The sequence below is a fragment of the Undibacterium sp. MH2W genome, from assembly GCF_049340215.1.
In the GTDB taxonomy this organism is placed as follows: domain Bacteria; phylum Pseudomonadota; class Gammaproteobacteria; order Burkholderiales; family Burkholderiaceae_D; genus Undibacterium.
In genome coordinates this window covers 623,960-646,526 of the sequence record NZ_JBMPPA010000001.1, presented here as the reverse complement: position 1 = coordinate 646,526, position 22,567 = coordinate 623,960, and the positions used below count along the sequence as shown (strand labels likewise).

At 46.9% G+C, this 22,567-nt stretch carries 21 protein-coding genes; 7 read left to right on the top strand and 14 right to left on the bottom strand.

What is annotated here, in order from left to right; all coding sequences use genetic code 11:
- Positions 1-175 precede the first annotated feature (175 nt).
- Positions 176-559 carry a DUF2946 domain-containing protein gene (locus tag ACO0K2_RS02705; RefSeq protein ID WP_423015467.1) on the bottom strand — a complete coding sequence of 128 codons (384 nt, stop codon included), beginning with the start codon at positions 557-559 and terminating at the stop codon, positions 176-178.
- Between the two features lie 291 nt (positions 560-850).
- On the opposite strand from ACO0K2_RS02705, the gene ACO0K2_RS02700 reads away from it, so the two are divergent.
- The 3 genes from ACO0K2_RS02700 to ACO0K2_RS02690 all read left to right on the top strand — a co-directional run bounded on the left by ACO0K2_RS02700 (position 851) and on the right by ACO0K2_RS02690 (position 3,732).
- Positions 851-1,258, top strand: coding sequence for a DUF2946 domain-containing protein (locus ACO0K2_RS02700; RefSeq protein ID WP_423015465.1), 408 nt, complete (start codon positions 851-853; stop codon positions 1,256-1,258).
- Between the two features lie 347 nt (positions 1,259-1,605).
- A complete protein-coding gene (locus tag ACO0K2_RS02695) occupies positions 1,606-2,619 on the top strand; it encodes a YncE family protein (RefSeq protein WP_423015463.1) in 1,014 nt (337 codons plus the stop codon).
- A gap of 87 nt (positions 2,620-2,706) precedes the next feature.
- Positions 2,707-3,732 carry a sterol desaturase family protein gene (locus tag ACO0K2_RS02690; protein WP_423015461.1) on the top strand — a complete coding sequence of 342 codons (1,026 nt, stop codon included), beginning with the start codon at positions 2,707-2,709 and terminating at the stop codon, positions 3,730-3,732.
- Between the two features lie 111 nt (positions 3,733-3,843).
- Here ACO0K2_RS02690 and cydX read toward each other — a convergent pair whose 3' ends face one another.
- The 8 genes from cydX to ACO0K2_RS02650 all read right to left on the bottom strand — a co-directional run bounded on the left by cydX (position 3,844) and on the right by ACO0K2_RS02650 (position 10,429).
- Entirely contained in the window at positions 3,844-3,948 is a 105-nt protein-coding gene (gene cydX / locus ACO0K2_RS02685; protein WP_423015459.1) for a cytochrome bd-I oxidase subunit CydX, read from the bottom strand.
- 21 nt (positions 3,949-3,969) lie between these two features.
- Complete coding sequence (gene cydB / locus ACO0K2_RS02680) at positions 3,970-5,106, bottom strand: cytochrome d ubiquinol oxidase subunit II (RefSeq protein ID WP_423015457.1); 1,137 nt, start codon at positions 5,104-5,106, stop codon at positions 3,970-3,972.
- Between the two features lies 1 nt (position 5,107).
- A complete protein-coding gene (locus tag ACO0K2_RS02675; protein ID WP_423015455.1) occupies positions 5,108-6,703 on the bottom strand; it encodes a cytochrome ubiquinol oxidase subunit I in 1,596 nt (531 codons plus the stop codon).
- A complete protein-coding gene (gene cydP, locus ACO0K2_RS02670) occupies positions 6,703-6,966 on the bottom strand; it encodes a cytochrome oxidase putative small subunit CydP (RefSeq protein ID WP_423015453.1) in 264 nt (87 codons plus the stop codon). The genes ACO0K2_RS02675 and cydP overlap by 1 nt, the downstream gene beginning before the upstream one ends.
- A gap of 186 nt (positions 6,967-7,152) precedes the next feature.
- The gene (locus tag ACO0K2_RS02665) at positions 7,153-7,581 is read right to left on the bottom strand and encodes a DUF2946 domain-containing protein (protein ID WP_423015451.1); all 429 of its coding nucleotides are present in this window, start codon (positions 7,579-7,581) and stop codon (positions 7,153-7,155) included.
- A gap of 103 nt (positions 7,582-7,684) precedes the next feature.
- Positions 7,685-8,170 carry a ferritin-like domain-containing protein gene (locus ACO0K2_RS02660; protein WP_423015449.1) on the bottom strand — a complete coding sequence of 162 codons (486 nt, stop codon included), beginning with the start codon at positions 8,168-8,170 and terminating at the stop codon, positions 7,685-7,687.
- 62 nt (positions 8,171-8,232) lie between these two features.
- Positions 8,233-8,910: a type 1 glutamine amidotransferase domain-containing protein gene (locus tag ACO0K2_RS02655; protein ID WP_423015447.1), complete on the bottom strand. Its 678-nt coding sequence runs from the start codon at positions 8,908-8,910 to the stop codon at positions 8,233-8,235.
- A gap of 94 nt (positions 8,911-9,004) precedes the next feature.
- Positions 9,005-10,429 (bottom strand): coniferyl aldehyde dehydrogenase, encoded by a 1,425-nt coding sequence (locus ACO0K2_RS02650; protein WP_423015445.1) that lies wholly within the window; start codon positions 10,427-10,429, stop codon positions 9,005-9,007.
- Between the two features lie 165 nt (positions 10,430-10,594).
- Between ACO0K2_RS02650 and ACO0K2_RS02645 the strand changes: the two genes are divergently transcribed.
- On the top strand, positions 10,595-11,488 hold the full coding sequence (locus tag ACO0K2_RS02645; protein WP_423015443.1) for a LysR family transcriptional regulator: 894 nt from the start codon (positions 10,595-10,597) through the stop codon (positions 11,486-11,488).
- A 19-nt stretch (positions 11,489-11,507) separates the two neighbouring features.
- Complete coding sequence (locus ACO0K2_RS02640; RefSeq protein WP_423015441.1) at positions 11,508-12,032, top strand: hypothetical protein; 525 nt, start codon at positions 11,508-11,510, stop codon at positions 12,030-12,032.
- Positions 12,033-12,312: 280 nt separating this feature from the next.
- On the opposite strand, the gene ACO0K2_RS02635 is transcribed toward ACO0K2_RS02640, so the two are convergent.
- The 3 genes from ACO0K2_RS02635 to ACO0K2_RS02625 all read right to left on the bottom strand — a co-directional run bounded on the left by ACO0K2_RS02635 (position 12,313) and on the right by ACO0K2_RS02625 (position 17,207).
- On the bottom strand, positions 12,313-15,399 hold the full coding sequence (locus ACO0K2_RS02635; RefSeq protein ID WP_423015439.1) for an efflux RND transporter permease subunit: 3,087 nt from the start codon (positions 15,397-15,399) through the stop codon (positions 12,313-12,315).
- Positions 15,396-16,490: an efflux RND transporter periplasmic adaptor subunit gene (locus tag ACO0K2_RS02630; RefSeq protein ID WP_423015437.1), complete on the bottom strand. Its 1,095-nt coding sequence runs from the start codon at positions 16,488-16,490 to the stop codon at positions 15,396-15,398. The genes ACO0K2_RS02635 and ACO0K2_RS02630 overlap by 4 nt, the downstream gene beginning before the upstream one ends.
- Positions 16,491-16,592: 102 nt before the next feature.
- Entirely contained in the window at positions 16,593-17,207 is a 615-nt protein-coding gene (locus tag ACO0K2_RS02625; RefSeq protein ID WP_423015435.1) for a TetR/AcrR family transcriptional regulator, read from the bottom strand.
- 140 nt (positions 17,208-17,347) lie between these two features.
- On the opposite strand from ACO0K2_RS02625, the gene ACO0K2_RS02620 reads away from it, so the two are divergent.
- Complete coding sequence (locus ACO0K2_RS02620) at positions 17,348-18,808, top strand: efflux transporter outer membrane subunit (protein WP_423015433.1); 1,461 nt, start codon at positions 17,348-17,350, stop codon at positions 18,806-18,808.
- 185 nt (positions 18,809-18,993) lie between these two features.
- Here ACO0K2_RS02620 and ACO0K2_RS02615 read toward each other — a convergent pair whose 3' ends face one another.
- Together ACO0K2_RS02615 and ACO0K2_RS02610 are read right to left on the bottom strand one after the other, a co-directional pair.
- Entirely contained in the window at positions 18,994-19,605 is a 612-nt protein-coding gene (locus ACO0K2_RS02615; protein WP_423015431.1) for a TetR/AcrR family transcriptional regulator, read from the bottom strand.
- Positions 19,606-19,680: 75 nt separating this feature from the next.
- On the bottom strand, positions 19,681-21,264 hold the full coding sequence (locus ACO0K2_RS02610) for a DHA2 family efflux MFS transporter permease subunit (protein ID WP_423015429.1): 1,584 nt from the start codon (positions 21,262-21,264) through the stop codon (positions 19,681-19,683).
- A gap of 258 nt (positions 21,265-21,522) precedes the next feature.
- Here ACO0K2_RS02610 and ACO0K2_RS02605 point away from each other — a divergent pair, with 258 nt between their 5' ends.
- On the top strand, positions 21,523-22,563 hold the full coding sequence (locus ACO0K2_RS02605) for an HlyD family secretion protein (protein ID WP_423015427.1): 1,041 nt from the start codon (positions 21,523-21,525) through the stop codon (positions 22,561-22,563).
- Positions 22,564-22,567: the final 4 nt, after the last annotated feature.

Sequence of the window (22,567 nt, the reverse complement as noted above, 5' to 3'; positions counted from 1 at the left end):
TGCCAGCAATAAAACAATAAAAATTGATCCTCTTCCTGATTGATTCATAGCGATCCTTGCAAGGCAAGTGCTAATACCAGCAGATAGGCGACGGTCATGCAGACCATCTCATCTAGCTTTGATAACAAATTAAAAGGGATCAACTGAGCACGCAAAAGCGTGTCGGAAGCGCTTGTCAGGCGAGGGACGGCGGTGCCCGCGGATAGGCCGCAGACCAAGCATAGAGGGAATGTTTTGCAGCGTAGAATAAAGGTGGATAGAAATCGCGTCCGATCTCGATCACAAAGATGTGTGCCTGAGAATTTGTCAGTGCGAGAGTGCTACCGTGGACCGAGCAAAAGGCACAGTCTGCCGAGCAATGCTTTGCTGATAAGGGTGCTTTACTGCCGCCAGCATCAGAAACCTTGAACAGCTTGTTGCCACTCGCAGAGCAAATTTCGGCAGTGACTGCTGATCCACCATAACCAGCAGTTAACATATGAGAAATGAACGGAGCGAACGCACCAAACATGATCGCCAACATCGCAATCCAGATGTACAGTGTTCGTCGCTTTAGCATTCTGGTCATCTCTCTATTATAGCTGAAAGCGATTGCTAATAACTATCGAATAACTATCGATTAAGACTTCAGAGGAATTTATCGTACTACCGGATTTCTGTCGATCGATAATGTCACGTTTCCTTGCATTCAGCGAATAGCAAAGAATGGGTATAGTGGAAAAACCAAAACCAATTGAAAAACAACCTCAATATACATCAACATACCAAACGCAAGGTGTGATCAAACCACGAGGTCGATAAGGCAACTGATCACATTGTTAGTGTTAGCGCAAAATGGTAAGATCGTGCCATGGGCCTAAAAAAGACAACACAGCAATGTACGACGTGGATCGCAATGTTCGCGATCCTTGTTTCTTTTTTTTCCCACGGCGTCGCTTATGCCCTTCTCCCCCACACGAGCAACGTAACGCCCTTGAGCGAAATTTGTACGGCATTGGCGACTAAAAAGGTAGGGAACAAAGCCGCGAGCGCATCAGCAACTCAGTCGCCAGCCTCCTCAGATCACAGCACCGGTCCGCATCAACATTGTGCCTTCTGTTCCAGTTCGGTACCTCCGTTGGATTTATCGTGTATCCAGGTCTTTATTTTTCGGATCGCAACATCTCACCCTCACGTTCCTGATTTCTTCTACGGTTCGTTAACATCACTTTTTATTTGGGTCACAGCTCCCTCGCGCGCGCCACCATTCATGACCTAATACGCACCTAGCAGGATCAAAAGCAAAGAAAAACGACGCTTACTTTTCAAGCGCCTATGGCGTTATCGACAAATTCAATGACGATTCTCGCCACATGTTTTTCAAGAAGCACGCAGTTTATTCTCGTGTAGATTGATCCTCAAATCCATTCCAAGATTGCGATGAGTGACCATGTTCCCATGGTCTAGTCATTATTAGGGTTGCTGGCTTCGTCTCTCTTATTTTCATCGTGATGAAAATAATATCAGCGTCAAGCAATCATGAGGAGTGAAAGAGGCGTTATCACATCGCATTAGCCATTAGCCACTAGCAACCAAGATCATTGCATCACGAAGATAGAAAAGAATATGAAACATAGAAAAAATGTAGGCACAAAAATCAAGCAACTCACGACATCAACGGTATGTATCTCTGCACTCCTAGGTGCCATCATTGCCCCATCATCAAAGGCTGAGAGCCTACCGATCTTTGTGCTCAACTCTCTTGATGCCACGATTAGCGTCATCGATCCTGTCACATGGAAAGAAAAAGAGCGTATTTCTACTGGCAAAGAGCCACACCACCTTTACCTGACGCCCGATCAAAAGTCACTCGTTATTGCGAATGCGTTAGGTGACTCTCTGCTATTCCTCGATCCAAAAACAGCGCAAATTCAACGTAAAATTACTGGCATCTCCGATCCTTATCAACTTCGCTTCTCACCCGACATGAACTGGCTTGTCACCAATGCCAATCGATTAGATCACGTTGACATTTATCGCTGGAATGGTCATGACGTCTCACTAGTGAAAAGCATACCAACAGGAAAAACACCCAGTCATTTGTGGATTGATACTAAAAGCAAACTCATCTATTCGACCATGCAAGACAGCGACGAATTAGTCTGCATTGATTTACAACGCCAGGTAATTCTTTGGCGAATGAAGACGGGATCAACACCTGCTGATATGTTTGGTACGAGTGATGATAAATTTTTATTTGTTGCGCTCACAGGTGCTGCTGGCATCGAAGTTTATGCACTCACAGATAAACTTCCTCGGCTAGTAAAAACACTCCCGACTGGAGCAGGAGCGCATTCATTTAGAGCTTTTGGTGATGGACAGCACGTCTTAGTCAGTAATCGTGCAGGTAACACGATTAGCAAAATAAATCTGCAATCACAAACCGTCGTCGATACCTATCCGGCACCGGGCGGACCCGATGACATGGATATTTCAGCGGATAAGAAATTCATCTATGTTTCATCGAGATGGGCGCGAAAAATGACCGTCATTGACGTCGAAAAACACCAAGTGATAAAACAGATCCCAGTCGGAAAATCTCCCCATGGTATCTGGACCTTGGATCACGCGACGCGCTGATTCACTTTGTCGGTACGATAGGTAACACAGAATAAGCGAATTCAAGTTCACCTACGAGCGCAAATGATGTTTAGCTAAGGTATAACAATGCTCTCATTTTTTAATGTTCTTATTGAACAGTTTTGGTCTTTACAACAATATTTATTCGAATCTGCCATACAGCCATTGATGCTGAAAATTGGCTTAGCCAATTTACTCGAAGATGCCTTCGATGGCACTGGCTGGCTTCTCTTGGGTTTGCTACAAATAGTGCTATTACTACTGGTAATTCGCCCCTTAGAGCGTTGGCGTCCAGTTGAACCAATCACCGATCGGGACAGTATCAAAACGGATATTTTTTATACCTTGCTTCATCGTTTGGGTATTTTCAACCTATTGATGTTTTTTTCTTTAAATCCGATCTTTGACTATCTCTCTGGAAAACTTCACGTCGCAGGAATACCTACTTTTAACCTCGACAATATCTGGCCTGGCTTTACGGACGAGCCCATCGTCAGTTTAATCGTCTACTTTATCATTCTTGATTTTGTCGGTTACTGGGTGCACCGAGCACAACATCATTTCAATTGGTGGTGGGCGCTTCATGCAGTCCATCATTCACAACGACAAATGACCATGTGGACGGACAATCGCAATCATTTGATTGATGACGTTATTCAAAGTGGCATTACCGCCATCCTCGCGCAATTGATTGGTGTTCCACCTGGTCAATTCATCGCGGTTACGCTCATCAGCCAATTATCACAAAGTCTGCAGCACGCAAATCTACGACTTTCGTTTGGATATTGGGGTAAACGTCTATGGGTAAGTCCCGCCTTTCATCGGTTGCATCACGGAATGAGTATCGGCCACGAGAACAAACAAATTACGCTCTCTGAGGATGGACAAATTCAAGAAAAATTCGTCTTAGGTGGGCATAATTTCGGAATTTTGCTACCTTGCTGGGATATCTTTTTTTCTACTGCAAATTGGGATCGAACCTATTTACCAACAGGTATTCGGGATCAAGTCGAAGCAGGTGATCACTGTATAGCCAATTATGGGAACAGCTTCTTATCACAACAATGGCTAGGAATTAAACGTCTATTTAACATCGGCATGGGAAACAAATAGATGCCAGAAGTATTTGCGCTCGCATCCTTTGTTTGAATGCAAGCGCGTTCTTGGATTTCACATAATCTCTTTCATTTCGAAAGAGATTATGTTTTCAGCTTCGGTATGAAATCACTCGTCTGGTAAATTGCCACCCTGCGCTTCAAACCATAAAGCATTGACGACTGCTAATAAAACGGCCATTGATGTTCCTAACATCCAACTAAAATACCACATCGTTATTCCTCCCAATTTTCATTAATAGAGTGATTTGCTATTCGCCTCGATGGCATCCACAGTGACTTTGCCACGCATGATTCGGTAAGCCCAACTGGTATAGCTAATGACGATAGGTGTCATGACTAGCGCCACCCAAAACATAATATTGAGAGTACGTTGACTGGAGACGCAATCCCAGATCGTTAGACTATGATCTGGATGTGAGCTAGACGGCAATACAAAGGGGAAAATGGCAGATCCGGCCATCAAGATGATGCCTGCACATGCAATAGCGCTGCCGATAAAAGCGATTCCACCACGTTTAGCAAGTGATGCGAGTAAGCCAAGAACGATACCCGCATATGCCAAGCCGACTAACAATAAAATCAAAGGGAACCGTTGATAGTTTCCCCACCATCCGCCAACTTGACGCAACACCGTTTTACCTACAGGAGAAATACCTTCACCTGTCTGAATCACAGACGTGATCTGATATCCATCGATCTTAGAAAGCATCATGCCTGCCAATGCCAGCACCCCCGCAAGAACAAAGGCACAGACGATACTCACTTTACGTGCGCGAAGGGCAATCTGTGTTTCTGTACGTAACTGGAGATAATTCGCGCCATGAAAAAGTAATAAACTCAGGCTAGCGACGCCGCATAATAAAGTGAATGGCGTAAATAACCCCCAAAAACTCCCCGTGTACACTGGCAACATATTGTCTTCAAAATGAAATGGTACGCCGGTAATGACATTTCCAATGGCAACACCAAATACTAATGACGGAACAGCGCCACCGACAAAAAGTCCCCAATCCCAAGCACTACGCCAACGTGGATCGGCGACCTTACTGCGATAATCAAAGCCAACCGGACGGAAAAACATTGCCCATAGAACAGCCATTAATGCAAAATAAAACCCAGAGAATGCGGTTGCATAAACCAATGGCCACGCAGCAAATACGGCGCCGCCGGCGGTGATAAACCAGACCTGATTACCATCCCAATGTGGGCCCACCGTGTTAATAATGACGCGTCTTTCATTATCGGTTCGACCCAAGAAAGGCAACAAGGCGCCGACGCCCATGTCGTGTCCATCCATAATCGCGAAACCGATTAACAGAACGCACACCAATAACCACCAAATCAATTTAAGCAGAGTGTAGTCGAGCATATCACGCCCCTTGAGAAGTAAGTGTTATGGATGGATTGGCCTCTAACTGCTGTTTTTCAAATGCATATCGACCTGTACCAAGACTTGAAGGACCAAGGCGAACATACTTCAGCATCAGGAACATCTCTGCTACCAACAACAGCGTGTAGAAAAGCAAAAAGCCTCCTAAAGAAAAGAGTACATCGTTGCCACTAAGTGCTGAGGTAGAAAGATGCGTTGGTAACATCCCCTGAACAGTCCAAGGTTGACGTCCATATTCCGCAACAAACCACCCCATTTCACAAGCAATCCATGGCAATGGCAAGCTCCAGACAGCCCATTTCAAAAGCCATGGACGGCTTTCAATTCGGTTACGCGCAGAAGACCAAAAAGCAACTACAATCAATGCAAGCATCGCGAACGCGATACCAACCATGATACGGAATGTCCAAAACATCGGACCAACCCTTGGGAAAGCATCATGTACCGCCCTCGCCTTCATTTCTGGCGTCGCAAGGCTGACATCTGCAATGTATTTTTTTAGAAGCAATCCATATCCAAGATCAGCTTGAAGTCCTTTAAAGACTGCCAATTTCTGCAGATTTTTTGGATCTTGACGTAAGGCTTCAAGCGCTTTAACGGCTAACACGCCACGTTCTATGCGAGCGGCAATCCTGACTTCTAAGGTATCAATTCCAGGTATGACTTTATCTGTACTACGCGTTCCAATCAGCCCCAAGAGATACGGAATCTTTATTTCAGCGTGATTCGATTTTGTCGCTTCGTCAGGAATAGCAAATAACGTCAGGCCTGCTGGTGCTGCTTCTGTTTTCCACATGCCTTCGAGCGTCGCAATTTTTGTCTCTTGTGTTTCTTCCGCTGTATAGCCAGATTCATCCCCAAGGACGATAACCGATAACGTCGAAGCCAGACCAAATGCCGCAGCAATACGAAATGATCGCAAAGCAAATGCGCGATCCCGACCTTTCAATAGGTACCAGCTACTGATCGCCAGAACAAAAATCGATCCTGTTACATAACCAGCGCTAATGGTATGCACAAATTTGGCTTGCGCTACCGGGTTAAAGACGACATCCCAAAAACTATGTAATTCCATCCGCAAAGTCACTGGATTAAACTCTGCACCGACTGGATTTTGCATCCAACCATTGGCAATTAAAATAAGAAGCGCGGAGAGATTGGAGCCAATTGCCGTTAAATAGGTCACGCTTAAATGACCAACTTTACTTAATCTGTCCCAACCAAAAAAGAATAAACCGACGAATGTCGACTCAAGAAAAAACGCTAACAAACCCTCTATCGCTAATGGCGCGCCAAAAATGTCGCCCACGTAGTGAGAATAGTATGCCCAGTTCGTACCGAACTGAAATTCCATTGTCAGTCCTGTCGTTACCCCGAGTGCGAAGTTAATACCAAACAACTTCCCCCAAAATTTGGTCATATCACGATAAATCGCTTTACCGGTCATGACATAGACTGTTTCCATAATCGCTAGGATCAACGACAAACCGAGCGTTAATGGTACGAATAAAAAGTGGTACAACGCGGTTGCCGCGAACTGAAGTCGCGATAAATCAACCAAGGTATCAGAAATCATTATTTTTCCTTTAAATCTATCTCATGTGATGACAATCGGTCTTTGTCTCTCCGTTGCACTGAAACGTTGCCAGTAGAAGAAGCTATGCGATCTTGTAATCCACTCGTCACGATATCCTTGGATAGACGATGCGGAAAAAAAGCAGCCTTGATACTGAATAGAATCAACAATTTCAACAAAAGAACGATCAATATTTCACGCTTCAGGTATTTCCCTGAACCGGTTTTTTTCACAGTCGTTGTGTTTATCTGTGGAGTAGACATACGCGATCTAAAACATGAGGAAAGAACTGAAAACCATCGTAGTGACGACAAAACACGCAAGGCGAGCCAGCGCTTTCTCCCGCGAAGTTGAGCGGGAGAATAAAACTGAAACAGGAGTTATGTCGCCGCATGACGAATGAGGCATGACAAGCACATCACAATGATGTATTGACGATGCTTGGTGGTTCAGGCTGGCATGCTAGATGGTGGCGCGCGGACGGCAGGGGCAACCCAGGCAACCTGACGAGCGATCGCTAAGGATTGAAACGCACGAATTTGCGCTGTTTCCTGATCGATCAGAAATATCAATAAAGGAAAGGGAGGTAATGCGAATGAGGCAGCGTGTGGTAAGCAATAGCCGCAATGATCTATCTTCACATGCGATGGAACACTCTCGGGTCGACTCGTCGATTTCTCGATAACATGACCATCAGCAGCAAGACGAATCCAAATTGGACGGTTACCGGAACAAATCTCCATCCAGTCGCCAACATCAGCACCCGCTTTGATCAAAGCGACATCGACCGCCTGCGATGCGATTGGCATCAACGTATTCAACATGATCGACAATAATGCGATCATGCTGAATAAGCGAAAGCCACGTTGATTAAGCATAGTGTTCAGATGACAAAAGAAGGCGCAAAGAAACAGAGACATTCCCTGTCTGAGCGATAGTCTAAGTGATCGAACTATTTTGCTTTTGATTTAACACAAGCTTTTAAGAGCGAGTTGAGAAATACAGCTGATCCCCGACGCGATCAAGCAAACTCAACTCATTCTTTAGCCACAGCAGATGTGCTTCCTCATCGATCGCGATGTCTTCAATGAGGCGTTTTGTGACGATGTCTTTGTTTTGTTCGGCGATGGCTATCGCTGCAGCAAAAATGGGGCCGCCTGCTTTCTGTGCGTTGAGGTCACGTTCCAGAATTTCACGCAATGACGATCCTAAGTCGCACTTTCTCAGATTAATATCGATCACACCGTCGATATCGAGCAATCGATCACTCAATTTTCTGATGGTATCGGGCTCATCACTGATACGCTCGGACATCTCTTGCGAGAGCTTTTTCAGACCCAGTGCATTGATGATCGCGACATGACTATGGTGCTGCAACATGCCCTGCCAAAATTCATTAATCAAAAAATTTAATACCTCTTGAACTGATCGACCTTTCAAGAGATTCACGTCGGTAGCTGTACTCATCTGATCACCCTGATAGAAATAAAATACCGCCAGCAGAAATACTGTGCTGGCGGCATGCTCGATTAACGCAATTGTTCGATGACTTTTTTCGCTACGCCTTCAGAGCTAGCAGGATTTTGACCAGTAATCAATTTGCCATCGACGACCACATACGGATGCCAATCTGGACCCTTTTCATATAAACCGCCTAAGGAGATAAATTCATCCTCAATCAAAAACGGCACAACCTTCGTCAATTCGACCGCTTCTTCCTCGCCATTGGTAAAGCCAGTGACGCGACGACCACGAATCAACGGTTGACCATCGGCTGCTTTGACGTGACGTAAAGCGCCGGGGGCGTGACAGACAAAACTAACGATTTTTCCTGCACGCTCGAAAGCTTCAATCAATGCGATGGATGTAGTCGATTCAGCGAGATCCCAGAGAGGACCATGACCACCAGGATAGAACACGGCATCGTAGTCTTTTTCGTTGATGGTATCGAGTTTGACCGTATTTGCTAGACGGGCTTGAGCATCTGGGTCCGCTTTAAAACGATGTGTTAATTCAGTCTGAAATTCTGGCAGATCGCTTTTCGGATCCAATGGAGGCTGACCACCTGCTGGGGATGCCAATGTGATTGTCGCTCCTGCATCTGCAAATGTAAAATAAGGCGCGGCGAATTCTTCCAACCAAAAACCGGTTTTCTTTCCAGTATCACCCAACTGATCGTGCGATGTCAGAACCATTAAGATATTCATTTTCATTCTCCAAGTGTTTGAAACAGTCGATAAACCACGTGCTGGTCTAAAGACAAAATAAGACAAAATAAGACAAGCTACGTTGAGGGGAGTGTTAGATCAAGCTATCGAGTATCGACTGCATCTTGACTAACTTTTCTTCATAAGGTGCTCTTAACCGTAAATTAGAAGCACCATCTTCACTCTGAGATACCACTGCTTTCGCATGGGTAAATCGTCGGTAACCGTGAATGCCATGATAGGCACCAATACCTGATGCGCCCACGCCACCAAAAGGAAGCGTTTCAATCGACGCATGGCTCATTACATCGTTGATCACTAATGCGCCGGATGTTGTGTTAGAGGAAAAGCGACGTTGTCGCGTTTCATCATCACCAAAATAGTAGGCAGCCAAAGGACGTGGTCTAGCATTGATAAAATCGATCGCAGCAGCCGAAGACGCCACTGACACGATAGGTAAAAGTGGACCAAAAATTTCTTCTTGCATCACATCCATGCTGTCATCTGCGTTCAAGATAAGATGTGGTGCGATTTTTTTGGTGGCCATATCCAGATCAGGTTCGCCATCAGGTGCCAGACTAATGACAGTCGCACCCTTTTGTTTCGCATCGCTGATCAATCCTGCTAAGCGTGCAAAGTGGCGCTCATTGATGATTGATGTGTAATCCGGATTAAATTGCATCGTCGGATAGCTTTGTGCAATAAAGCGTTTCGCTGCGGCGGTAAATGTCGCTATGCCAGCTTCATTCATCAACACATAGTCAGGTGCGAGACAAATCTGTCCCGCGTTAAACGCTTTAATAGTCATGACCCGCTCTGCTGCCAGGGCAATATTCGCCTCTTCATCAATGACGACGGGTGATTTTCCGCCCAATTCCAGTGTCACAGGAACGAGATTTTCGGCGGCGGCCCGCATCACATAACGACCAACGGTCGTACTACCCGTAAAGACTAAGTGGTCAAATGGCAGCGTACTGAATAAAGAGCCAATCGACGCATCACCCAATACAACGCCGAGCTCCATGGGATCAAAATATTGCGCAACCAACTCCGCCAGCAATTCAGAAGTGCGAGGTGTGAGCTCCGATGGCTTGAGCAAAGCACTGTTACCAGCAGCAAATACGCCAGCCAGCGGTCCGAATGCGAGATTGATAGGGAAGTTCCATGGACTGATAATCCCCACAACGCCCAGCGACTGGTGTTCAATCCAGGCTTTCATCCCAGGATTGGGGGTATCAACAACTTCCGCCTGCATCCATTGCTCCACATGCTCTGCGGAGTGCATCAGCATATTTCTGGTCGTGGCAATATCTGCTGCCAGCGATTGATAATGGCTACGATTTCCAAAATCAGCACTCATCGCTTTCATGAGCGCATCATAGTTTTCTGTGATTAACTTCGCGGCTCTATGTAATCGGTCCTTTCGGACAACCGCAGTGGATTGCCCTTGCTTGACGTGCCATTTTTTCATTGCTGAGAGGATGGCTTGTAACTCGGTGCTTGTTTGTTGCTGATCCATACGATGAGACGCTTTCCTATATGCAGATATAACCAAATCTCGTGTGAGTTCACGACATCAACGCGCTTCTGTTGTTTGTTGCGATAGATGCATCATAGGTTGCCGTACGTGGTTTGACCAATTAGACTATCGTAGAGCACCCATAAATATTTTTATACCCTCACTATGTCTCTGCAACGTCTCCGCACTTTTATCGAGGTTTACCGCCAACGCTCCATCAGCAACGCGGCAAAAAGCCTTAACTTGACCCAACCCGCCGCTTCTCAGCACATCGCCGGATTGGAGATTGCGATTGGTCGAAAATTATTCGAGCGTGGTGTCAGGGGTGTCATTCCCACGGCGGCAGCCGATGAGCTCGCCTCCGACCTCGGCGATAAATTAGATGCCGCAGAAGCAGCCCTTTCCTCTGCCAGAGCCAGATCGATCGAACTGACTGGCGCACTGCGCATCATTGGACATGGTGATTTTCTGGCTGAAGTTGTCACACCTCATTTACAGCCTTTACTTGAAAATGGCGTCAAAGTGCGTATTCAATCAGGGAGCGCCGATCTTATTACAACGATGTTGGCCGAGGGCCATTGTGACTTAGGGATTTCAGCCTACCCTGCCAGCGATAAACGCCTCAAGTACGAGCTCATCAGAAGCGAACGCATCATTGCCGTCGCCTCACCCATCGTCGCAAAGAAAATCATGAAGAGTGCTGATTTGAAAAAAGCGCTCGTCTCAGAACACATCCTCGCCTACAACTTAGAACTACCCATCATTGACCGCTGGTTAGAAAAAAACAAAATCTCACTTCCCGATTTGAATCCAGCAATGATTGGCCAAGATCTACGCTCATTAAGAACCTTGCTATGCAACCATTTCGGCTGGACCGTACTCCCTGAATATTTGTGCGGGCCATTTCTTGCGAGTGGAGAATTGGTCGAAATTCCCCCTCCACAAGGTTCTACTTATCTCGATTACTATTTAGTGTGGCTGCCATCAGCACTACGGCAGCCACGTGTTGCACATGCTCGGCAGTCATTACTTTGGAGCTTGACGTCGAAGTCAATTTAGAAGGACACACATGGTTAGCATGACATTTAGGCTTATCACTGCCACCATAGCAACGGCAGCAACGTACTACATCGTGTCGCATGACTCAACGATTGCCACGCGAGGATCCGTCTTTTTATTCGATGGACTCTTAATGACCGCGTTGTTTAGCAAATATCTGGTCGAGTTCGTTCCATCAATGAAAAAAGGGGTTGACTCTCTCATATTGGGCCCATGGAGTGGCGCTTATTATGAATTCAGAGGTGTACAAATACGCTTCTACACGGTAGACGACGAGATTTTTATTCCAGCAGATGATTTAAAAAAAGTATTAACGCCCCCTCTTCAACGACGAGAGCTGACACTACTTACTGATCAATATCAAAAGATACCCGGCCAACGAATATACGGTATGACAGAAAAGGGCGTGTTAAGACTACTAGCAACGCGCACTGGACATCGACGCGCAGAGCCCATGATGATCAAATTTAAAAATTGGCTGATCAATGAAGCGTACCCTAATGTAAAACGTCTACCGCGCTCTGCAATCAATAAATTCGACTAATGATAGTGTGGGAGTGGCGCGAAAGTAGCGTTCATCATGATGCGCAAAAAGCGCCGACCTTCGACCTTTTTTGTGCAAGGTCTCTTGGTCATTCGGACCATAAAAATGAAAAAAGCCCTAACGATTTTTCGTCAGGGCCTGATTCAATCATTAGAAATACGGATTCATTCGTGTAGGTCGAACACCCCATCAACGGAGTGTACGCATACACAATAAACCAGTGACCTAGCACAACCTACAACAATGAAGCGGCATTGAAATGACGATTGATCATTCCGCACTAGGCTGGCATTTCTTGTTTTAGATGCGTCTTATCTGGAGCGATGTTGAACCAGATAGAATACATCGCGGGAAGAAAGACCAAGGTAATCATTGTTCCGCCAAAAGTACCTCCGATCAAGGTATATGCCAAAGTCCCCCAAAACACCGAGTGCGTCAAAGGAATAAAAGCTAAGATCGCAGCCAAAGCAGTCAGAAGCACTGGTCGTGCACGTTGCACAGTCGCTTCAACCACGGCATTAAAAGGATCTAAACCCTCTTTCTCGTTGTGATGAATCTGACCGATTAATATCAGGGTATTACGCATCAAAATGCCCGATAAGGCGATCAAACCAACCAATGCATTAATCCCAAATGGTTGCTGGAAAATGAGCAATGTCGGTACCATACCAATAATCCCTAGTGGTGAGGTGAGAAATACCATCGTCATTGCTGAAATCGACCGCACTTGTAGAATAATAATGAGTAAGGTCATTGCAATCATGATCGGAAATAACGGTAGCATTGCCTCGTTGGCTTTCGCTGACTCCTCAATGGATCCTGCTTGTTCGATACGGTATCCCTCAGGAAGTTGATCGATGATCGGCTGTAATTCTTTCATGATTGCCGTCGAAACATCTGGTGGTTGCATACCCTCGGCAATATCTCCTCGCACAGTAATCGTCGGTGTACGATCACGGCGACGCAATAACTGATCCTCCATTTGAATATCGATCTTCCCCACTTGCGACAATGGGATGCGCTGTCCATTTGATCCAACCAATGTAAAGCCCGAGATCTTTGAAGGATCAAGACGAATATTACCGGCAGCACGTCCTACAATCTGTACGGAGCGAATATCTTCTCGTACTTGTGTCACTGGAATACCAGAGAGTAAAAATTGAAGTTGCTGCGCGACGCCACTCGAGGTCAACCCTACTGCCTGTAGACGATCTTGGTTCAATACAAAATGGACTGTTGGCGTTAATGTCCCCCAATCGGTGTTCACCGTTCTCATCATCGGGCTCGATTGCATAACATCTTGTACCTTTGCTGAGATGTCACGTAATGTCGCAGCATTTGGTCCGGTCACGCGATAGGCGACTGGGAATGGCGAATAAGGTCCAAAAACAAGCTGGGTTACTCGTACCCTCGCTTCAGGTGCCAAACCATCGGCGACCGCCTGACGTAAACGTAACTTCAGTGCTTCACGGGACTCTGGGCTATCAGTCAGAACAACGATTTTTGCAAAGGAGGGATCTGGGAGTTCAGGTGCCATCGCCAGATAGAAACGCGGTGCCCCCTGACCGATATACGCGGTCACTAGTTTCGTTTCTTTTTGCTTTTGTACCCATGCCTCAATCTTGGCAGATGTCGCACTTGTCTGTTCTATCGAGGTGCCATATGGCATCTGAACTTCAATCAGGACTTCAGGGCGATCGGAGGTCGGAAAGAATTGCTTTTTAACGAACACCATGCTCAAGATTGCAATCACGAAAATACTGATAACGCTGCCAGCGACAATCCATTTACGAGTAATGACCTGCGTAAGAATGCGACGAAAACGATTGTAATGCGGCGTGTTGTAAATTGCCGTATGTCCACCTTCGACCTTCTTAATATCGGGCAATAATTTCACACCAAGATACGGCGTAAAAGCAACGGCAACAATCCATGAAGCGATCAAGGCGATCCCAACAATCCAAAACATATTGCTGGTGTATTCACCGGCTGTCGATTGGGCAAACCCGTTAGGCATAAAGCCAATCGCTGTGACTAATGTACCTGACAGCATGGGTGCTGCCGTATGACTCCAGGCATAGGCCGAAGCCTCGATACGATTTGCGCCCTCTTCCATCTTCACGACCATCATCTCAATGGCGATAATGGCATCATCCACCAATAAGCCCAAAGCGAGGATGAGCGATCCCAGTGTAATACGATCAAAATTTTTACCCGTTGCTGCCATCACGACAAAGACCGCAGCCAAGGTGAGCGGTACTGCTGCGGCCACCACGATACCAACGCGCCACCCCATACTGATAAAGCACACGAGCATCACCACTAACAAGGCAACAAAAAATTTAACCATAAACTCATTGACAGAGGAACTGATGTTTACCGATTGATCTGTCACTTTGGTGAGCGTCATCCCGAGAGGCATACCTTGGTTTATTTTTGTCGTCTCAGTGTCGAGCGCTTTACCAAGATCCAATCCATTCCAGCCATCGCGCATCACAACACCAAGGAGTAATGCGTCTTCCCCGTTGTTACGAATTAAAAATGTCGCAGGATCTTCATAGCCACGTTCGACCTTTGCAATGTCCTCAAGCTTGAATGTTCGCCCTTGTGCAACGATGGGTGTTTGACGAATTTTATCGAGCTGATCGAGAGCGCCATCAATACGCAGAAACACCTGCGGACCTTTTGTGTCAATCGAACCTGCAGGCGTCAGTACATTTTGGTTATTGAGCGCAGCAAAAATAGATTGTGGTGAAACACCCAAGGTTGCCAATCGCTCGTGCGAGAATGAAACAAAAATTCGTTCGGCTTGTTCGCCGATAATATTCACTTTTTTTACACCAGCGACGTGCAAAAGGCGTTGTCTTATAGCTTCAGCATCTCGCACTAATAACCGCTGCGGATGACCTTTGGCTTTCAAGGCAAATAATGCAAATGTCACGTCGGAGAATTCATCATTCACCATCGGACCAATGACACCCGCGGGTAAATTTTTTGTTTCGTCACTGACTTTTTTACGTGCTTGGTAGAACTGTTCTTGTACTTCAGATGGTGGCGTACGATCGAGTAACGATACCATGGTAAATGCCATACCAGGTCGTGTGTAGGTTTCGGCACGGTCATACCAGCGCAACTCTTGGAGACGCTTCTCCAAGGGTTCAGCAACCTGATCCTGCATTTCTTGTGCAGTAGCGCCTGGCCACACACTAATCACAGTCATCTGCTTCACAGTAAAGGGAGGATCTTCCGCACGACCGAGCTTAAAGAAGGCAAGAATACCCGCAACTGAAATCAAAAAAATCAGAAATACCGTGATAGAGCGTTCACGCACAGCAAGGGCAGAAAGATTAAATCGACCAGAACTCATGGATGCACTCCTTCCTTCGCCACAATCGCTACGTGCTCACCTTCATGCAAAAGATGCACACCCAAGGCGGCAATTTGCTCTCCCGATTTCAACGAGCCCGAGATGCGGCTCGTTTCGTCACCGATACTGAGAACGTGTACTGGACGCCAATTCACCTTTGCTGGAGAACCTGACACCACCCACACACCTGGGCCTTTCCAAGCATCCTCAATTGCAGCCGTCGGGACTTGCCATCCGCCGTCTGATGCATTGCCCTGCTGAATATCGATATTCACTGTCGCCCCAAGGGGAGCATCACTCAGCTCACCTTCAAGGACGTATCGCGCTTCAAACGTACGAGTGAGTGGATCAGCGGCATTGGACAACAACCGTAGTTTGGCTGGCAGGTGAATATTGTCCTTCCCATATAAGGTCGCTGACGCCACCGTTCCCGTTGCTGGGCGGACTGTTTCTGGTAAATGCACGATGGCTTCACGCTGCCCTGCATGCGCTAACCGAACGACAGCCTGTCCGGGATTAACCACCTGCCCAGGTTCTGCTAAGGTTTCAACGATCACGCCATCGGCATCGGCAAGTAAAACGGCATAGCCTGAGGCATTGTGGGCGACATCAGCACGTGCTTGTTCAGCGCTTAGTTGCGCCTTTGCGCTATCAGCCGCTGCTTTTATTTGATCATAGGTGGAAGCAGAGACGGCGCCAGCCGCTACTAGATCGCGATAACGTATCTCGTCATCAGCCGTTTGCTTTGCGTGTGCTTTTGCAGCCGCCACCGCATCTTGCTGCGCGCGTGCCTGCAATCCCAGATCAACGGGGTCGAGACGCATTAACGGCTGCCCTCGGCGCACGATCTGACCAGTATCAACAAGCCGCTCGATGACTTTTCCGCTGACACGGAAAGCAAGATCACTCTGGACCCGTGCAGCCACGATGCCAGAAAAAGTCGTTGTTGATGTCGTAGCGCTTTGAATCGTGGCCGTCTTTACAACGGGCACTTGCGTACGAGGATCAACCGCGTTGGGCGACTTGCCGCATGCGACAAGTGCCAAAAACGAAGAACAAAGAACAAGATTGATGGGTGTAAGCCGACGCATGGGTTCCCCTAAAAATGAATAGAAAGAACCGCATTATTAAACTAGTGACCAATTAAGTCAATAGTCACATCGAAATAAGGATGATTTGTCAGCGTCAACTTATTAAGGTGACAAACTCCTCAGAATCAATGCCGAGAGTTGCACGGCAGAGCTATTGGCAATATCTAAGTTATATTGAAGTTGCACTGGCATCACATAGGGACGCATTACCATATAAACCGCATTGACTAACTCATCTAACGGTGTTTTGCGTTCAAACTCACCATCCTGACGCCCTTGGATAAGGATGTCTTCGAGCATTTTTTGCAATTGCTGTTCATACAATTGCGTCGATGGCCAACGATCTCTCGACGCCACAGCAGCAATGTCGTAGAGCTTACGGTCATGGAAAAATAAGTCACTGCCCGCCTCGACAAGGGCGCTAAAAAGACGGCGAATTTTCTCCGTTGCACTCGGAGCACTCGTTACCTTCACCGTGACGTGCTCGGTCATTAAAGCCAGCCTGTTTGAGCAAATAACCTCGCCAATGGCCTGCTTTGAATCAAAAAATTTATAAATGTACGCCTTAGAAAATCCAATCGATTTCGCGAGATCAGACACTGTTGTCTTTTCAAAGCCGTAATGCGCAAAGTGCTCAGTGGCTGCCAAAACAATTTGTTCTCGGACACTATGATCCAGAGGGCCACGGGTATTGGGGGGTTGCATATGTGTAGTCATGTTCACAGCTTAACGCGAACGGAGAAGGTTGACAATATGTGACCAAACTGTAATATAGTCACACTTGAACCAAAAAACAAAACAACCAAACATTCGCTTAGCTGCAACTATTGCTAAATAACCATCGAAAAGGAACCAGCATGCTATCCACTCGACCACTCACTCTCCTAATAGGTGCAAGTCTCATTGCAGGCTGCACCACACAAGCGGCTTATAAGACGCCAGACCAGCTACTCTCTGGAAACTACACAAGTCAAGCAAATACTTCGCTCACATCGCCACCCACAACGCTCAAATTAGAAGCATGGTGGGAAGGATTTAATGACCCCGTCCTGACAGAACTGATCGAGAAAGCGCTCAAAGAAAATCTTGATCTGGCGCAAGCATTTACCAGAGTTGAACAGAGTAAGGCGGGTAATGATGCTGCGCTAGCCGCTCTTCTGCCATCTGCTCATATCAGTGGTCAGGCGGCAAGATCTCATCAGTCAATCGAAACACCACTAGGCCAAGTACTGAATTCATCGCCAAAATTTAACCGCAATGGCAACGCCTACGAACTCAATCTCGCAGCAAGTTGGGAGCTTGATCTCTTCGGAAGTCTGCGCGAACAACGGCAAGGTGCAATAGCAGAATATCAAGCATCCGAAGCCGCGGCGGTCGCAACGAGGCTAACCATCGAAGCACAAACGGCCAATCTATACATCACGATCCGAGGATTACAAACCCGATTAGAGATCGCCGAAAAGCAAGTCAAAACACAAGAAGCACTGCTTGAAAAAGCAAAACTTCTGCTCAGTAAAGGGCTCTTGGCCGAATACCAAGTACACCAAGCTGAAGGTAGCCTGTCTCAAGCGCGAGCAGCGTTGCCACTCCTCCACACCAGACTCGATGCGGCAATGAATGGATTAGATGTGATCTTAGGCGTGCAGCCTGGTACCACCCGCCCTACATTGCTTGCAGCCACACCAATTCCCACCGCACCACGCATTGATCATATTGGTGCACCTGCCGACCTACTGCGTCGTCGACCAGATCTGATTGTCGCAGAACGCAAACTCGCCGCAGCGAACGCACGGGTCGGTGTTGCAGTCAAAGAGTATTACCCACAATTTTCTATCGGCGCGCTGATTGGTAACGCCACTGCCGTCTCAAGTAAAAATCTCTTCACGAGCGGTGCAGAGCAATCGGCGGGAGTTCTGGGCTTGCGTTGGAGATTATTTGACTTTGGACGCATCAATGCTGAAATCAACCACGCAAAAGGACAAGCCGCTGAGGCTGTCGCAAATTACAAGCAATCCGCCTTGAGAGCGACGGAAGACGTAGAAAATGCCGTTTCCGGTGCAATGAATAGCGATACGGAAGTGACAACACTCACCGCTGGAGAAGCCTCAATTGCCAGCGCACGACAATCGTCTTATATCGCCTTCCAGAAAGGTGCAGCAAGTCAGATCGATGTATTACATGCGGATGAAAGCGTTCTCAGAGCATCAGATGCACGAGCACAAGCCCAAGCCGAATCTGCGCTCGCAGCGGTTGCACTCTTCAAGGCATTGGGGGGCGGATGGTCCGACACAAACGACCAGCGAATAGCCTCACGGTAAGTCGGATCATGTAAGGTGATTTTGAGGTGATTTTGAGGAGATTTTGACCTAATCTGACGCGCACCGAATGTCATCTTTGGTGTCGTTAGATCAGGTTTGAAATGATGTCGCTAATCAGATGTTCGTCGACTTCTTTGGTACGTAAAGGAGATAGGCCACCGAAACGTAGAGCGCCTTATACAGAATTATGCATCCTCGTCGCTTGTCTCATTCGATACCAACCCCAGGCGCTCTTTGATATTTTTTCGCGCTAAAGAAAGTAGGCGATCCGACTGTACTGAATTGGGTAATGCGCGAGAAATAACAATCGTGCCCACCATTTCCGAGAAAATACTAGAAGCAAGCGACTTCGGCTGAGGCTTTTTTAAGGTCTTGAGTATATCCGCCAAGCCATTGATTAATTTTTCTACGCCAATCTCGAAATTCAATTGGGCGTCCATTGGAAGTCTGACGGCATCACTTGCAAGACTTGCAGCAGGACACCCTCTTTCCCGTCCGTCACGGTGTTTTTTACTTAAATACAAATCAATATAACGCGTTAAGCCTTCAGATAATTCCTCATCGGCGAAGCATCGGTTAAAAAAATGTAGCCGATCATCGAGCATATACGTTACTGCTTCTGAAATGAGATCGTCTTTCGACTTAAAGTGTGCATAAAAGCCACCATGGGTGAGCCCTAGCTTTGACATTAATCCAGCGACGCCCACTTTATCAGGGCCTTTTAACCGAATTTCACTCGCCGCCTCACGGAGAATACTTTCGTAAGTACGCTGTTTATGCTCACTGTCGTAACGCATGATCTACCTCAATGACTGTTTATGACATTATATAAGGATCCGATGAATCCTTTTCACTTCAACATTAAATCATCATTAATGAGCATCGACAGGTGAAGGTGGCGATCCGAATGCCGCCTTTTTTGCAAACGGCACCATCACCAACGCGCCCAGAAATAAGAAAGACATCAAACGAAATACATCATCAAAAGCAATTGCAAACGCCTGCTGCGCAACGATCTTGCCAAACATTGCCTTTGCTTGTAACAGTGCCAGCGATTGATCTGGTGTTACGCCGCTAAAACGATGAGATACGCCATCAATCAACTCGTTCACGATCTGCGTATTGCCAGCAAGGGCTTCACCAAATCGTGCGGTTGCTCTGCGTGCATTATCCTGTAACCACGTATTGACGACGGCAATTCCAATGGCGCCACCGAGGTTACGCATCAAGTTGAACAGGCCTGAAGCGTAGCGCAACTCTACGCCCTCAAATCCGGATAACGCGACGCCAACACTAGGCACAATGCACAGCATAATTGCTAGGCCACGCACTAACTGCGGCACGAGAAACTCAGCAAATCCCCATTGACTAGTTGCCTGCGACGTCAACCATAGGCTAAACGAAAACATTGGCATACCGACCGCAATCACACAGCGTGGATCGACTTTTTCGGATAAACGCGCAGCAATGATCGTACTAAAAAACTGCGCAATCCCAACCACAAAGACTGTCGTGCCGATTTGTAGGCTATTAAATCCACGTGCTCTTGCAAGATAAACAGGAATTAAATACGTCGATGAAAATAAACCAAATCCAATGACCAAATTAAAAATGCAGGCAAACATAAAACTAGGTCTTTTGAATGGCGTTAATCTGACAATCGGTGACGAAGAAAAAAACGAACGCTCTAAAAAAACAACCAATGCCACCAAAGACAACCAAGCACAGACAGTGATTCTGTGGTCACCAAACCAATCTAGCCTCGGTCCCTCCTCCAACACATATTCCAGACCACCCAAGGCCATTGCCATTGAACCCAAGTGGAGCCAGTCGATCCGTCGGAACATGGCGGGATTTGGCATATCGATTTTAAGCAAAGTCATCGTCAACACAGTCACAGCGATACCAGGCACGATATTAATAAAAAAGATCCAACGCCAATTGATGTATTCAGTAATAAGTCCACCCACTGTCGGCCCTAAGGTTGGCGCTAGCACCGAAACCATGCCAAGAATGGCAGGAATCACCGCTCGCTGCTTTCCGGAAAATAAAGTAAAACCAACCGAGAACACGGTCGGAATCATTGCGCCACCCGTGAAACCTTGTATCGCCCGACAAATCGTCATCGATTCGATATTCCAAGACAATCCGCACGCAATGCTTGAAAGCGTGAACAATCCCGCTGACATCGAAAATAACCACCGCGTCGACATGGCCTGTGCCAAAAAAGCAGAGAAAGGAATCATGACTAGCTCAGCCATTAAATAAGCGGTCTGTACCCAACTTATCTCGTCTGGGCCCGCGGCAAGTCCAGCTTGCACCTCACTCAATGATGCCGCTACAACTTGGATATCGAGCAAAGCCAAGAACATACCAAATGCCATCACACCAAAGATCAGAAACTTTTTACTACTCGGCATAGAAGATGGATCAAGCAACTGATGTGAGTTAGTCATGAGGGTATTCCAAAATGAATGTGAAGTAAAAATGATTTGGTCATCACGTGAGCGTCTCATTCAAGAACACGCAGTCGTGGTGTCTCGTCAGTTTTTCGTGCTTGCATGTCGATGAAAGCCATTATATTATAACCGTAATGTAATGATTTAAAAGAAGGATGCATGATGAATGAAGCACCTAGTAATAATCAGGACACGCTTAAAAAAGAAGAGAACGTAGCCGTCAAGACGCCCCCACATAGATCATCACGCAGAGGGTTGATCGTTCTCATAATTGCCATCCTTGTCGCATTGATTGGTGTTGCCTATCTCATGTCAACGAAGTCCAGCGAATCCACAGACAATGCCTACGTCAATGCGGATGCAACGTTTGTTGCTCCGAAAGTGAGAGGTGTTGTCTCGAAAGTGTATGTGAGTGACAACCAATTTGTTCACGCAGGGGATGCACTCGTCCAAATTGACCCCGAAGAATTCAATGCCCGCGTTGCGACAGCTGAAGCGGATCTCATGGATGCGAAAGCAAATGTTGCCTCTGCAAAAGCAGCGCTCCTCAGCCTAGAGGCAGAAGAACGTTATGCAGCATCAAACGTTCGCGCCTCTCAAAGCGCCATCCGCGGCGCGAAAGCACAAGCAGAGCGTGCAAGCAACGATTACAAAAGGTTTGTGAGCTTAGTGGGTAGCGGTGCCGTCTCGACGCGTGATGTTGATACCTATCACGTACAGGCAATAACTTCCGAGCAAGATGTGGCACGCGTTTCCGCATTACTGGATGTCTCGCAAAGTGCCGAGTCAGTAACGCGGGCCAAACGTGCTGCCCTCGACGCTGCACTACAAAAAGCGGAAGCTTCATTGTTGAAAGCAAGTGCCAATCTGGATTTAGCAAAACAAGATCAACAGCACACGATAATCCACGCGCCTGTCGATGGGTTCATCGGCAATCGTCAAGTACAACAAGGCGATTACGTCCAAGCAGGAAGCCGCTTGTTATCTTTGGTTAACCTCAAGGCATGCTACGTCGTCGCTAACTTTAAAGAGACACAGATTGACCGCATACGCCCCGGACAGCCCGTCGTCATTGAACTTGATGCGATCAAGGGAAAAGCGTTTAGCGGCACAGTCGATAGCATCGCGCCAGGCTCAGGCTCTCAATTTTCACTATTACCTTTTGAGCCGGGCACGGGCAATTTTACAAAAATTGTCCAACGTGTTCCTGTTCGCATTCGGCTTAATCCCAAACAAGAACATCTCGAAGAAATACGACCCGGACTTTCTGCTACGACGAAAGTGACGTTGAATTAAATAA